Genomic DNA, 14,272 nt, shown 5'->3' with positions numbered 1-14,272 from the left:
GGAGTTTGCCGCTGCGGCGCGATTTGCCGTGGCTGAGCGCTGCACTGAGATGAGCTGAAAGCATTGCCCTAGAGCTGTCCTAAAAAAAGTTCCCGCGGTGGCTAATGGCTTTTACTGGCTATGCTAAAGTGCATCCAAACAACTTACTGTATCGCCGGTGTACGTCTTCTCAAAAGGAATGGGGGGCTTTTGACACAACCGGACCAGGCTACGCTGGGGCTCTATGCGCTATTTGCTGATTTTTTTATTGTGCGGGCTGCCGATGCTCGCCAGCGCCGTCGAGTTCGACCAGGACACGCGAAGCCTCCCGTTGGGCCGGGTCATGCAAGTGCTCGAAGACCCAACCGATGCCCTCACCATCGCCGATGTCAGTTCCCCCGCCTATGCCGCGCAATTCAAGACCCACGACAAAGACACGCTCAATGCCGGCTATTCACGCTCGGTGTTCTGGCTGAAGGTCAACCTGCACTACACCGCCAAAGATCCCCGGGCACCACGCACCTGGTTTCTGGAACTGGCCTACCCGCCGCTCAATCGCCTGGACCTTTACCAGGACGACGGCACTGGTCACTTCCGCCTCACCACCCGCACCGGCAGCGCGTTGCCGTTTTCCAGCCGTGAGGTGAGCCAGAGCAACTACCTGTTCAAGCTCAGCTTCTTGCCCGACCAGCAACAAACCGTCTACCTGCGCTTGCAAAGCCAAGGCTCGATCCAGGCACCGCTGACATTATGGGCCGGCACCGCCTACATGGAGGAGCAGCCGCTGCGCTTGTACGTGCTCGGCGCCATCTACGGTGTGTTGCTGGGCATGCTGATCTACAACCTGTTCATCTACCTGAGCGTGCGCGACACCAGCTACCTGTATTACATCCTCTATATCGCCTCGTTCGGCTTGTATCAGCTGTCGGTCAATGGCGTCGCGGTGGAGTACTTCTGGCCGAACAACCCGTGGTGGGCGAATGCGGCGGTGCCCTTCCTGATCGGCTCGGCGGCCTTGTTCGGCAGCCTGTTCGCGCGCAGTTTCCTGCACACCGCGCAGCACAGCCGCTGGCTCAACCGTATCCTGCTGGCGCTCGCGGCCTGTGGAGGGTTGGTGATGGCACTGGCGTTGTTGACCAGTTACGCCGTGGCCCTGCGCCTGGCCACTGCGCTGGCGCTGGTGTTTACCGTGACCATCTTCGTGGCGGCCATCAAGGCCTGGTATTGCGGGCAGCGCATGGCGCGTTATTTCATCATCGCCTGGTCGGCTTTCCTGCTCGGCGGGGTGGTCAACACCCTGATGGTGCTGGGTTACCTGCCTAACGTGTTCCTGACCATGTACGCCAGCCAGCTCGGCTCAGCCATTGAAGTGGCGCTGTTGTCCCTGGCCCTGGCCGACCGCATCAACGGCATGCGCGAACAGCAGGCGCAGATTCTCCTCGATGCCAGCCAGAAGCTGGAAGCGCTCAACCAGCAACTGGCCCGCAGTAATCGCCTCAAAGACGAATTTCTCGCCACCCTGACCCACGAATTGCGCACGCCGATGAACGGTGTGATCGGCTCGCTGGAGCTGATGCAAACCGTGTCATTGGACGATGACCTGACGCAGTACCAGCAAACCGCCGCCGGCTCGGCGCGGGACATGATGCGCATGGTCAACGGCATCCTCACCCTCACCGAATTGCAGGCCGGTCGCCTGGTGGCCCAGCCACAAGTGTTCAGCCTGCGCGGCACGCTCGATACCTTGCGCCAGCAATTCACCGGCAGCGCCCAGAGCAAAGGCCTGGCGTTCTCCATTGATGTGGCCGATGAGGTGCCGGACCGGCTGATCGGCGACGCCGACAAACTGCTCCAGTGCCTGGATTGCCTGCTCGATAACGCTTTCAAATTCACCCACGTCGGCGCGGTGCGCTTGCGAGTGGTGGGCGTGCCCCAAGGGGATGGCGCCTTGCACCTGAGCTTTATCGTCACCGACACCGGTATCGGCTTCGCCTTTCTCGATGAGGCCACGCTGTATCAGCGTTTCTTTCAGTTGGACGGCTCGATGACGCGTGAATACGGCGGCCTGGGCATTGGCCTGGCGATCTGCCGGCAGTTGATCGAACTGCTGGGCGGGCGCCTGACCCATCATTCTGAGCCCCGTAAAGGCAGTCGCTTCCAGTTGGAAGTGGACGTCAGCGCCGTGCCGCAGCAGGTGACGCCCGCCACGCAAACCCTGCCTGCACAGCGTGCGCCTCAGGAGTGCACGGTGCTGTTGGTGGACGACAACAGCGTGGGCCAACTGGCGGTGCGTGGCATGTTGCTCAAGCTCGGTTACCGGGTCAAAACCGTGGACAGCGGCCCGGCGGCACTCGCTGCATTGCAAGGGCATAGCTTCGACGCCGTGCTGCTGGATGTGCCAGAGGGTGGCTTTTCGTTGTGCTGTCAGATTCGCGCATTGCCTGGCTGCGGTGAATTGCCGGTGATCGCCCTGAGCTCTTCGCCCAATGGGCCGGAGCGTGAGCGCTGCCATGGCATTGGCATGACGGATCGGCTGGCCAAGCCGGTGCGTTTCGATGCTTTGCAGGCGGCACTTGAACGTAGCGTGCTGTGCGCGGATGAGGGTGAAAGCGCCGAACATTCGGCGCGTATGCCACTTTTTTAAGGTCTTGCACGGTGCTTAACTGAATTCCGGGCCACTGTTCATGCGGCCTTTTTTCCAGGAGGCCCGTCATGAACCTGCATCAGTTTGCCGAAACCCACGACGTCACCAACCAGCCACCGTCCCTGGACGGCACCAACCTGTATCGCATCGACTTGCCTTTGCAGGAATGGTCACGCCGCTTTGGCGCCGGCTGGGCCCAAGCGCGCATTGATGCCTACGGCGCGCTGGCGGGTGGGCCGTTGATGGCAGCCGGCTTCCTGGCCAACCAGAACAAACCGGTGTTCAGCAGCCATGACCGTTATGGCCATCGCATTGACCTGGTTGAGTTTCACCCGGCTTATCACGAGCTGATGCGCACCGCCGTCGAGCATGGCCTGCCGTCGTTGCCGTGGGCCCATCCCCAGGCGGGCGCCCATGTGGCGCGTGCGGCGATGACCTACCTGCACAGCCAGGCCGAAGCCGGCAGCGGCTGCCCGCTGACCATGACCTTCGCCTGCGTCCCGGCCCTGCGCCTGCAACCGGAGCTGGCGGACCTCTGGCTGCCTAAAGTCCTCAGTACCCAATACGACCCCCGCAATGTCGGCATCGCCCACAAGGCCGGCGCTACTATCGGCATGGCCATGACCGAGAAGCAGGGCGGCACCGACGTGCGCGCCAACACCACCCGCGCTTACCCCGTGGGCGCGAGTGGCCCTGGCCAAGCCTACGAGTTGGTGGGGCATAAGTGGTTCTGCTCGGCACCGATGTGCGATGGCTTTCTGACCCTGGCCCAGACCGACAAGGGCCTGACCTGTTTCCTGCTGCCCCGGCACCGCCCGGATGACACGCGCAACGAGTTCTACATCCAGCGCTTGAAGAACAAACTCGGCAACTGCTCCAACGCCTCCAGCGAAGTGGAATTTCGCGGCGCCCTGGCGTGGATGGTCGGTGAAGAAGGCCGCGGCGTTCCAACCATCATCGAAATGGTTGCCATGACCCGCTTCGATTGCATGGTCGGCTCCAGCGCCTTGATGCGTCAGGCGCTGACCCAGGCCAGCCATCACTGCGCTCATCGGCAGGTGGGTGGCCGCGTGCTCAGCGAGCAGCCGCTGATGCAGAACGTGCTGGCCGACCTGGCCCTGGAAAGCGAAGCGGCCCTGGCCTTGAGCCTGCGCATGGGGCGCGCCCTGGATCATCTTGATGATGAACATGAAGCCAAGTTCGCCCGGCTGGTCACGGCCGTGGGCAAGTACTGGATCTGCAAACGCGCGCCCGCGATGATCAACGAAGCCGCCGAATGCATGGGCGGCGCCGGGTATGTGGAGGACAGCATCCTGCCGCGCCTTTACCGCGAGGCACCGGTGAATTCGACGTGGGAAGGTTCCGGCAATGTGCAGTGCCTGGACGTATTGCGTGCCCTGTCCAAAGAGCCGGGGGTACTGGAGGCGTTGTTTGTGGAGCTGGGCGATGGCCACGGCGACAAGCAGTTGGCGCGGCATATCGAGCAGTTGAAGGCGGCATTCATGGACACCCAGGACATCCAGTATCGGGCGCGGCAACTGACCGAGGACATCGCCCTGGCGTTACAGGCCAAGTTGTTGCTGGAGGCGGGTAATGCGGCGGTGAGTGATGGGTTTATCGCCAGCCGGTTGGGTGAGTCGTCGGGGCGGGTATATGGCACCTTGCCGCGTGGCGTCGACGTGGAAGCAATTGTCGCCCGCTCAACCCCGCAATCGCTCTGAATAAACACAATCCAAATGTGGGAGCTGGCTTGCCTGCGATAGCGGTGGTCCAGCCAGCAATTATGTAGCTGATAGACCGCTATCGCAGGCAAGCCAGCTCCCACCTATCAACGCATTCCACTTCTGGTGTTTCGGTGAGGCCTGGATACAGGCAAGATAAAGGCCTGCAAGTCAGAACACAGGATGCTTACCGTGACCGAAGCTTTTGTTGTCGTTAAAACCGCCGAAGAAGCCGTGGACCGGCTGGCGGCGCTGCATGAGCGTGCCACTGGCGCGCTCAACCAGGCGCTCAAGCAATACCTCAAGGACCGCGTCGAGCCCGACGCCGAGCAGCGCGCATTGTTTCGCTACCCGGAACTGCGCTTGACCTACCACTGCCACGGTGAAGTCCCCCAAACCACTCGGGCGTATGCCAAGGTGCAACTGCCGGGGACCTACAGCGTCACCGTGACCCACCCGGCCGCGTTCCGTAAGTACCTGCTGGAGCAACTGGTGCCGCTGATGCACGACTTCACCGTCACGGTGGAAGTAGGCGTCAGCCAGCAGAACATTCCATATCCGTACGTGGTGGAGCAGGGCGATGAACTGGCCGGCTCCGGCGTCACCGCCGCGACCCTGGCCCGTGTATTCCCCAGTACCGACTTGTCCGCCGCCACCGACGGCATTGCCGATGGCCTGTACGACTGGGAAAACACCGACCCGCTGCCCCTGGCCCTGTTCGATGCCGCCCGTGTGGATTTTTCCCTGCGCCGCCTGGTGCATTACACCGGCAGCGACTGGCGCCATGTACAGCCGTGGATCCTGCTGACCAACTACCACCGCTACGTGGACCAGTTCATCCTGCATGGCCTGGAGCAACTGCGCAGTGACCCGCGTTTTATCCGCATGGTGCTGCCGGGCAACGTGGTCATCGACAAGAGCATGGACCACGGCGAAGCCTCGGCCATTGCCGCCGGCGTGGTCTGGCACCGCTACCAGATGCCGGCGTATCACCTGCAGGCCACTGACGGCCACGGCGTGACCCTGGTGAACATCGGCGTGGGCCCGTCCAACGCCAAGAACATCACCGACCACCTGGCCGTATTGCGCCCGCATTGCTGGCTGATGATCGGCCACTGCGGCGGCTTGCGCCAATCCCAAACCATCGGCGACTACGTACTGGCCCACGCCTATATGCGCCGCGACGGGATTCTGGACCGTGTAGTACCGCCGAACATCCCGATCCCGGCCCTGGCCGAAGTGCAGCTGGCGCTTCAGCAAGCGGCGGCGAAAGTCACCGGCGAAAAAGGCGAAGAGCTGAAAAAACGCCTGCGCACCGGTACCGTGCTGACCTACGACGACCGTAACTGGGAACTGCGCTGGGCCCAGGAGCGGCCGCTGATCAACCTGTCTCGCGCCGTGGCCGTGGACATGGAAAGCGGCACCATCGCCGCCCAAGGTTACCGTTTGCGCGTGCCTTACGGCACCTTGTTATGCGTATCCGACAAGCCGCTGCACAGCGAGATCAAGCTGCCGGGTTCGGCCAACGCGTTCTACGAGCGTGCGGTCAGCCAGCATTTGAAGATCGGCATCGAGGCGGTCGACCTGTTGCGCACCGAACTCAACTCGTTGCACTCGCGCAAACTGCGCAGCTTCGACGAACCGCCGTTCCGCTAAGCGGTTGGGATGGTCATTTGGCGGTCAGGCCACTAGCATTGTCGGTCCTGACCGTTAGATGTTCCTTTGCCATGTCCCGTCCTACCCGTCCCGATTCGCGCCGCCCAGGCGTGAAACCTTCGCAGCCTGTTCGACGTGTCGCCAAGGCGCCACCGGCCGAGCCGAAGCTGATCCTGTTCAACAAACCGTTCGATGTGCTGACCCAGTTCAGCGACGAAGGCGGGCGCGCGACGCTCAAGGATTTTATCGATATTCCCGGTATTTACCCGGCGGGGCGCCTGGACCGTGACAGCGAAGGCTTGCTGCTGTTGACCAACGATGGCCAGCTTCAGTCGCGCATCGCCGATCCCAAGCACAAATTGGCGAAAACCTACTGGGTGCAAGTGGAAGGTGAGCCGACTGAAGAACAGCTGCAACGTCTGCGCGATGGGGTCGAGCTGAACGATGGCATGACCTTGCCTGCCGAGGCTCGGCAACTGGATGAACCGGCGTTATGGCCGCGCAACCCGCCGGTACGCTTTCGCAAAAGCGTGCCGACGCATTGGCTGGAGTTGGTGATACGTGAAGGGCGCAACCGTCAGGTACGGCGCATGACCGCAGCAGTGGGCCTGCCGACGCTGCGCCTGGTGCGCGTGCGCATTGGCGACTGGTCTATCGACGGCCTGGATCAAGGCCAATGGAAGGCAGTGCCGGCGCGCTTATAAGGCGCCGGATTCAATCAGGCCGATCACCACGCTCTTGATGATGAACGCTGCCACACCAAGGCCCAACACGAAAAACAGGATGAACGAACCAAAGCGCCCGGCCTTGGATTTCTTCGCCAGGTCCCAGACGATGAAGCCCATGAAAATGATCAGGATAGTGACCAGGCCGGTCATCATCCATTCTTCAAACAGGGCGGGGTCGATGTTGTTCATGGGACTCTTCCGACAAGACAAGCGAGCAGTATACGGCAGCGTCACAAACGCAACATTGACCTGAGTCCTACACCATCGAACTGTGGGAGCTGGCTTGCCTGCGATAGCGGTCTGTCAGGTACCGTGATGCAAACTGGCCCGCCGCCATCGCAGGCAAGCCAGCTCCCACCGTTGTTCTCAGGTGCGCAGGTGGGTCAGGGGCAGTTCGGTGCTATTGAGCACTTGGTTCAGCACAAAGCTGGAACGCACGCTGGTCACCCCTTCGATCCGGGTCAGATGCCCCAGCAGCAATTTTTGATAGTGATCCATGTCCGGCACTACCACCTTCAACTGGTAGTCCGCATCCATCCCGGTCACGAGGCTGCACTCCAGCACTTGCGGCAGGGTGCGGATGGCGGCCTCGAAATTCTCGAAGCGTTCCGGCGTGTGACGGTCCATGCCGATCAATACATAAGCGGTGAGGCTCAGGCCGAGCATCTTGCGGTCGAGCAGGGCGACCTGGCGGGCGATGTAGCCGTCGTCCTCCAATTGCTTGACCCGGCGTGAGCAGGGCGAAGGCGACAGGCCGATGCGTTCGGCCAGCTCCTGGTTGGAGATCCTCGCGTCGCGCTGCAATTCCGCCAGAATACTCAGGTCGTATCGGTCAAGCTTGCTCATTGGGTTGGCCTTTGTCGTAACTATTGCGGTTAATTATCCATGAAGGGTTAAAAATTGCGCAAGCACTGTTTATTGACGCAATCTTCGCAATCCTCTGCCCGCCCGGCACGCCTATGATTACCAACAGAATCACCGCCTGGACAACAGTCCACAGCAACGCGCCCAATCAGGCCCGTTGCGGCCGCCGCCCCAGCAGGGTTGAGCCGGCCTCCAGGCTGCACACTGTCCACAAGACGGCGTGAGGTGAGCCAACGTCAAAAGCGTTGAGCCAGGACGAAATTCTCAAGGGGTGGCCGACGGGTCACCCCTTTTTCTTTGTGCGCGTTTTGCCTTCAGAAAATAGTTCTCGTGACTGATAAACTGTCTCAGAACCGGGCGAGGCTTTTCCAGTCTCATGATCAAGCCCCAATCCGCAGTGAGGAAAAGCATGAAGCGCATCTGGCGTATGGCAGGTGTTGGTTTGCTGGTGGTCAGCGTCGGCTCCCAGGCGATGGCCGACGAACGCGATAACTCACCGGGCCAGGGGCAACGGCCTGAGCACAATCAGCCACGCCCACAAAACCCGCAGGGTGATCGTGGCGGCCAGCACGAGGGTGGCCAATGGCAGGGTCGGCCTCAAGGTCATGAGCCGGGGCGACCAGCACTGCAACCGCAACCCTCCAATAACCTGCCGATCCAGGGCCGGCCCGATACCGTGCGCCAGACCCAGGAGCCGCGCCAGGGTTATTACCGTGATATTCCCAGACGCCCCGATGACAACCGGCATTGGGAGGCCGGCGGCCCCGGTTCGCGTCCGGGTAACGATCGCCCCGGTGATAACCGCTGGCCAGGCCGCCCCGATGGGCATGGCAATGGCTGGGGCCCGGGCCCGCAACATCGCCCTGGTTATGTCATCGACCGTTTTCCCGACCGCAATTACCGCGTGCCTTACCGTGGCCAGGACTACTTTTTCTCCGGTGGCTACTGGTATCGCCCCCAAGGCCCGCGCTACGTGGTGGTGACGCCGCCCTACGGCATCCGCGTGCATTACCTGCCGGACTACGCACGTGAAGTGTGGGTAGGCGGCTCGCTGTTGTTCCTCGCCGCAGGCGCCTATTACGCCTACGAGCAAAGCACCCAACAATACGTGGTGGTACAACCTCCGACGCAGGTGCCATCACCTCCGCCGACGCCTCAAGGCAACGGTTATGACGTGGTGGCTTACCCGGCCAACGGCCAGTCGCCAGCACAGGTACAGCAGGACGGCTACGACTGTTATCGCTGGGCGGTGCAACAAAGTGGCTTCGACCCGCGCACCGTCACCTACGCCCCGGACCCTGCGGTGGTGCAAACCTACCGCCAGGCCCAGGGCAACTGCCTGGGCAGTCGGGGGTATCAGGTGCAGTACTAGGCCTTGTTACCGGTGACCACTTCCCGTGGGTCGGCGTGCACCAGCACTTCGGCTTTCGGGTATTCCCGGTGAATGGCATCGGCGGCCTGGTCGCTGATGCCATGGGCCACCGACAGCGTCAATTCCCCCGGCAACTCCAGGTGCAACTGCACAAACCAGTGGTTGCCGGAAACCCGCGTACGCAAGTCGTGGGCACCCAGTACGCCGGGCACGCCACGGGCCAGCTCCAGCATGTGCTGGCTGACATCCGGCGGTAGCTCTTCATCCATCAACACCGCAAAGCTTTCCCGGGCGATCTGGATCGCGCTCCACAGAATGTAAGCGGCGATTCCCAGGCCGAACCAGGCGTCGACCTGATGAAAGCCAAAGCCTGCCAACACCAGCGCAATCAGGATGCTGCCATTGAGCAGCAAGTCTGAGCGGTAATGCAGCGAGTCGGCACGCACCGCGTTGGAGCCGGTCTCGCGCACCACGTGGTGTTGCAGCATCAGCAGGGCCATGGTCAGCCCCAGCGACAAGATAATCACGCCGATACTCAGCCACGGTGCGCCGACCGGCTCCGGATGCTTGAGCCGTTCATAGGCCTGGAGCGCAATCAGTACCGCACTGCCGGCGATAAACAAGGCTTGCGCCATACCCGCCAGCGACTCTGCCTTGCCATGCCCATAACGATGATCGTCATCGGCGGGGCGCAGGGCGTAATGCACCGCCAGCAAGTTCAGCAGCGAGGTCACGCCGTCGAGCAGCGAGTCGGTCAACCCGGCGAGCATGCTCACCGAGCCGCTGAGCCACCAGGCGATGGCCTTGGTCACAATCAACACACAGGCCACGCCCACCGAGGCGCGGGTGGCCAGGCGCAAGAGCCTTGCGTGTTCGGGGCTGCTGGTCATGAGCTGTCCTTACGCGGCAGGCTGCAGGCCCAGGGCCGCCAGTTGCTGCACGCTGCCCCTGAACTGGATCAGGCGTGGGTCGTCCAGCGGCAAGGTGCGGCCGGTTTCTTTCTGGATGATGCTTTGCAGCTTGGCGTTATCGACCTTGCCGTCAGCGCCGATGGCTTCGTGCAGTTTCTCGGGGGCGACCTGGGCGGTCTTGCCCGGTTCGAAGTAAATGGCGCCCGTGGCGAAGTCGACACCGAAGGCGATCAGGCCGGGGATCACATAAAACAACAGGCCGAGGGCATCGAGTACCGCGATGGTCGGGTCGATCTTGCCATCGATCTGGCCACGACGGTCGGGGTAGAAAATCGACCCGCAGGCGGTAAGTTGGCTCAGCAGGGTAACGGCGAGGACACCGCCGATGACACGGGAAGCGATACGCATGAAAAAGTCTCCTGAACATATTTAAGGGTGACTATAAGCCAGATCGGCCAGGCGCCGATGAACCAATGTGGGAGCTGGCTTGCCTGCGATTGCGACGGTTCAGGAAATACAGCGGCAACTGTCACACCGCTATCGCAGGCAAGCCAGCTCCCACCTTCGACTGCATTCACAGCCCAAAGCGTGGGTGTTTTTAAGACCCGCATCGGCACTCGGCAGTTCGCCGTTATACTCGCCGCTCTGCTTTGGAGCCAGTATGAATTCGTTGCCGATCGATGATGTTTTACCCGCCCTGCGTGACGCCTTGGCGCATCGCCATGAAGCCGTGCTGGAAGCGCCCCCCGGCGCCGGTAAAACCACCCGCGTGCCGTTGGCCTTGTTGCATGAGCCGTGGCTCGCCGGGCAAACCATCCTGATGCTCGAACCCCGGCGCCTGGCTGCCCGTGCTGCTGCCGAGCGGCTGGCCAGTGAACTGGGTGAAAAGGTCGGTGAGACCGTGGGCTACCGCATTCGGCTGGACAGCAAAGTCGGCCCCAATACGCGTATCGAGGTGGTCACCGAAGGTATCCTCACCCGCCGCCTGCAGGACGACCCGGCGCTGGACGGCGTGGGCTTGTTGATCTTCGACGAATTCCACGAGCGCAGCCTCGACGCCGACCTGGCGCTGGCCCTGAGCCTTAACGGTCGCGAGCTGTTTCGCGACGAGCAGCCGCTGAAGATCCTGCTGATGTCGGCCACCCTCGAAGGGGAGCGCCTGGCGGGCTTGCTGGATGACGCGCCGATCCTGCGCAGTGAAGGGCGCATGTTCCCGGTGCAGATGCGCTGGGGCCGGCCGTACCAGGCCGGGGAGTTTATCGAGCCGCGCGTGGTGCAAACTATCCTCGAAGCCCTGCATGACGAGCCCGGCAGTGTGCTGGTATTTCTGCCGGGGCAGGCGGAGATTCGCCGGGTCAACCAGCAACTGACTGAGGCCTTGGGTGATCGCCCTGATGTACTGTTATGCCCGTTGCACGGTGAGCTGGACCTCAACGCCCAGCGCGCCGCCATCGACCCGGCGCCGGCCGGCAAGCGCAAAGTGGTGCTGGCCACCAACATCGCCGAGACCAGCCTGACCATCAACGGCGTACGCGTGGTGATCGACGCCGGGCTGGCGCGGGTGCCGCGTTTCGACCCCGGCAGCGGCATGACCCGCCTCGACACCCAGCGCATCTCCCGCGCCAGCGCCACCCAACGCGCCGGCCGGGCAGGTCGGTTGGAGCCGGGGGTGTGTTACCGATTGTGGTCCGAAGACCAGCACGACGGTCTGGCCGCTTATGGCAGCGCGGAAATCCTCGCCGCTGACCTGGCAGGGCTGGCCTTGCAACTGGCCCGTTGGGGTGTGAAGCCCAACCAGTTGGTGTGGCTGGACGTACCACCGACTGCCGCGTATGCCCAGGCCCAAGATCTGTTGCAACGCCTCGGTGCATTGGACGAAGAAAACCTCACTGCCCATGGCCAGAAGATGGCCGAGTTGCCGGCTCACCCGCGTATCGCCCATCTGTTATTACGTGGCCAGGACCTGGGCCTCGCCGCCACCGCCTGCGACGTGGCAGCCTTGTTGGGCGAACGCGACATCTTGCGCGGCGGCGGTGCCGATTTGCACAGCCGCCTGGCGCTGATGTCCGGAGAAGAACGTGCGCGCGGCACCCAGGGCGGCGTTCAGCGTGCCAAGCAACTGGCCCGGCAATACCGGGGCTACCTGCGCGGCAAGGCGGCCCAGCCGGTGGACAACCCCGACCACCCACGCTGGCTCGGCGCCTTACTGGCACTGGCCTACCCGGACCGCGTCGCCCAGCAGCGCCGCCCCGGTGGCGCTGAATACCGCCTGGCCAATGGCCGAGCGGCGCTGTTTGCCGAAGCCGACAGCCTGATGAAACAACCCTGGCTGGTGATCGCCGACCTGGGCAGTCGCCAGGGCCAGCGCGAAGAACGCATCTACCTGGCGGCGGATTTTGACCCGGCGCTGTTCGACACGGTACTGGCCGAGCAAGTGCGCAACGTCGACCAACTCGACTGGGACGAGCGCGAAGGCGTGTTGCGCGCCGAGCGCCAGCGCAAAGTCGGTGAACTGGTGCTCAGCCGTGAACCGCTGACCGGCCTCGACGAGTCCGCCCGCAGCCAGGCGCTGGTCAACCTGGTGCGCCGCAAAGGCCTGGAGTTGCTGCCCTGGACTCCGGAACTGCGCCAATGGCAAGCCCGTGTGATGCTGCTGCGCCAATTGGATGCCGGCAACACCAGCGAGTGGCCCGACCTCAGCGACAAAGCCCTGCTCGCCAGCCTCGAACACTGGCTGATGCCTTACCTGGGCAAGGTCTCGCGCCTCAGCCACTTCGCCCACCTGGATATCTCCAGCTACCTGCACAACCTGCTGCCCTGGCCCTTGCCCCAACGCCTGGAAGAGCTGGCGCCGCAGCATGTGAAAGTGCCGTCGGGGTCATCGGTACGCCTGGACTACAGCGAACAGCCGCCGATTCTGGCGGTGCGCTTGCAGGAACTGTTCGGGTTGGCAGACACCCCGCGCATTGCCGGTGGGCGCCTGGCCGTGAAGCTGCACCTGCTGTCCCCGGCGCGGCGACCGGTGCAGGTCACGCAGGACCTGGCGAACTTTTGGCGCAGTACCTATGCCGAGGTGAAGAAGGATTTGAAAGGGCGCTACCCCAAGCATTACTGGCCGGATGACCCGTTGGTGGCCGAAGCGACGGCCCGGATCAAGCCGCGTAAGTAGGCGCGATGCAGTTCAAATGTGGGAGCTGGCTTGCCTGCGATCGCATCGCTGCGGTGTCACTGAAAGACCGCATCGGCGGCATCGCAGGCAAGCCAGCTCCCACAAAAGATTAAGGATGTGGGTTATTGCGCGGCAGGCAGCAGGAAGCGGGCGATAACCGGGAGATGGTTGGAAATGCGCAATGTGTCCTCCTGCCTCACCTTCGCCTCCACCCGCTTGATGCGCGGGCTGTAGAACAGATAATCCAAGGTGCGATCCGGCCCGTCCAGGCTCGGGTCATTGGGGAAGTGCGTCAGCCATTTTTCTCGATCAATCCCGCTGGACTCGCTGTTACGTGGGATCATCGGGTACTTGTCCCACAGCAGGTGCAACTCGCTGTCCGGCGCATACTGCCCACGCTTAGCCGCGTCCAGGCGCAGGTATTGGCCCAGTGGCAGCAGATTGAAATCCCCGCCGATCAACCAGGGCGTGCCCCGGCCTTCGAACTTGTCCAGCAGCTTGGCCGTGGCTTGCACTTGTTGTTGCGCTGCCGAGCGGCCAGGTGCGCCGCCGTCCAGGCGTGTATTGAGCACCGCCAGTTGGCCGCCATCGCTCAAGGGCAGGTAAGTCAGTAGCAACGCAGGTTTAGGTTGGAACTGCCGGCTGATGAAGTTGGTTTCGGCGGCCGGCAGTTGCAGGCGTTCGGCGTGTTCGATCTGGTAGCGGCTGAGCGTAGCGAGCTTGCGCCCGACACTGCCGAAGATATGCAGGCTGGGCACAAAGTCGGCCTTCCAGTCGAACGCCTGGGCGCTGCATGGGTAGAGGTCTACCAGACGCTCCTGCAACAGCGCAAGCTGGTCCTGATAATGGGAAGGCTTGGCGCCTTCGTCGACTTCCTGCAACAGCAGGATGTCGGGTTGTTCGTCGCGAATCACCCGCGCCACTTCGTCGAGGCTGAAGGCCATGTCTTCGACGGTGGGGCGATCGTCCGGGCCGCTACCGTCCGGGGTGTCGTACCAGAACACGTAGTTCTTGCCGGCCAGGTATTGCACATTCCAGGTCATGACCTTGAGCGCCTGCCCCGGCAACAGTGTCGGCGCACGGGGTGCCACGCAGCTGACGGGCAGGGTCTCTTTGTCGGCAGGGCGCCAGGTCAGGCTGTAGATCAGCGCGGCCAGCAGGCCGGTGATGATTAACAGGCTCAACAGGGTGATGCGCAATAAACGGGTCATCGGCTCGGCTTATATGC

The 14,272-nt window shown here is 62.6% G+C and carries 11 protein-coding genes; 6 read left to right on the top strand and 5 right to left on the bottom strand.

Going from position 1 to position 14,272, the window contains the following annotated elements; all coding sequences use genetic code 11:
• Window positions 1-223 precede the first annotated feature (223 nt).
• The 4 genes from GH769_RS21175 (at window position 224) to GH769_RS21160 (ending at window position 6,704) form a co-directional block, all read left to right on the top strand.
• On the top strand, window positions 224-2,623 hold the full coding sequence (locus tag GH769_RS21175) for a hybrid sensor histidine kinase/response regulator (protein ID WP_032904150.1): 2,400 nt from the start codon (window positions 224-226) through the stop codon (window positions 2,621-2,623).
• Window positions 2,624-2,691: 68 nt separating this feature from the next.
• Window positions 2,692-4,344: an acyl-CoA dehydrogenase family protein gene (locus GH769_RS21170; protein WP_014720060.1), complete on the top strand. Its 1,653-nt coding sequence runs from the start codon at window positions 2,692-2,694 to the stop codon at window positions 4,342-4,344.
• A 183-nt stretch (window positions 4,345-4,527) separates the two neighbouring features.
• Entirely contained in the window at window positions 4,528-6,000 is a 1,473-nt protein-coding gene (amn, locus tag GH769_RS21165) for an AMP nucleosidase (protein WP_161981173.1), read from the top strand.
• 71 nt (window positions 6,001-6,071) lie between these two features.
• On the top strand, window positions 6,072-6,704 hold the full coding sequence (locus GH769_RS21160; protein ID WP_019818056.1) for a pseudouridine synthase: 633 nt from the start codon (window positions 6,072-6,074) through the stop codon (window positions 6,702-6,704).
• Here GH769_RS21160 and GH769_RS21155 read toward each other — a convergent pair.
• Window positions 6,699-6,908: a DUF2788 domain-containing protein gene (locus GH769_RS21155; RefSeq protein WP_025999909.1), complete on the bottom strand. Its 210-nt coding sequence runs from the start codon at window positions 6,906-6,908 to the stop codon at window positions 6,699-6,701. The two genes, GH769_RS21160 and GH769_RS21155, sit on opposite strands and share 6 nt — an antisense overlap.
• 186 nt (window positions 6,909-7,094) lie before the next feature.
• Window positions 7,095-7,574: an Lrp/AsnC family transcriptional regulator gene (locus GH769_RS21150; protein WP_003194418.1), complete on the bottom strand. Its 480-nt coding sequence runs from the start codon at window positions 7,572-7,574 to the stop codon at window positions 7,095-7,097.
• A 427-nt stretch (window positions 7,575-8,001) separates the two neighbouring features.
• Here GH769_RS21150 and GH769_RS21145 point away from each other — a divergent pair, with 427 nt between their 5' ends.
• Window positions 8,002-8,964: a DUF6515 family protein gene (locus GH769_RS21145; RefSeq protein ID WP_032904151.1), complete on the top strand. Its 963-nt coding sequence runs from the start codon at window positions 8,002-8,004 to the stop codon at window positions 8,962-8,964.
• On the opposite strand, the gene GH769_RS21140 is transcribed toward GH769_RS21145, so the two are convergent.
• Together GH769_RS21140 and GH769_RS21135 are read right to left on the bottom strand one after the other, a co-directional pair.
• Window positions 8,961-9,854 carry a cation diffusion facilitator family transporter gene (locus GH769_RS21140; protein ID WP_032904152.1) on the bottom strand — a complete coding sequence of 298 codons (894 nt, stop codon included), beginning with the start codon at window positions 9,852-9,854 and terminating at the stop codon, window positions 8,961-8,963. The genes GH769_RS21145 and GH769_RS21140 overlap by 4 nt on opposite strands.
• 9 nt (window positions 9,855-9,863) lie before the next feature.
• Entirely contained in the window at window positions 9,864-10,283 is a 420-nt protein-coding gene (locus tag GH769_RS21135) for a hypothetical protein (protein WP_019818055.1), read from the bottom strand.
• Window positions 10,284-10,536: 253 nt separating this feature from the next.
• On the opposite strand from GH769_RS21135, the gene hrpB reads away from it, so the two are divergent.
• Window positions 10,537-13,044 carry an ATP-dependent helicase HrpB gene (gene hrpB / locus GH769_RS21130; RefSeq protein ID WP_032904153.1) on the top strand — a complete coding sequence of 836 codons (2,508 nt, stop codon included), beginning with the start codon at window positions 10,537-10,539 and terminating at the stop codon, window positions 13,042-13,044.
• A gap of 122 nt (window positions 13,045-13,166) precedes the next feature.
• On the opposite strand, the gene GH769_RS21125 is transcribed toward hrpB, so the two are convergent.
• Window positions 13,167-14,255 (bottom strand): endonuclease/exonuclease/phosphatase family protein, encoded by a 1,089-nt coding sequence (locus GH769_RS21125; RefSeq protein ID WP_019818052.1) that lies wholly within the window; start codon window positions 14,253-14,255, stop codon window positions 13,167-13,169.
• Between the last annotated feature and the right edge of the window lie 17 nt (window positions 14,256-14,272).

Source organism: Pseudomonas sp. CFSAN084952 (assembly GCF_009648855.1).
Lineage (GTDB): Bacteria > Pseudomonadota > Gammaproteobacteria > Pseudomonadales > Pseudomonadaceae > Aquipseudomonas > Aquipseudomonas paracarnis.
The sequence above is the reverse complement of the archived record's forward strand: the minus strand, read 5'-3'. Positions and strand labels throughout refer to the sequence as shown.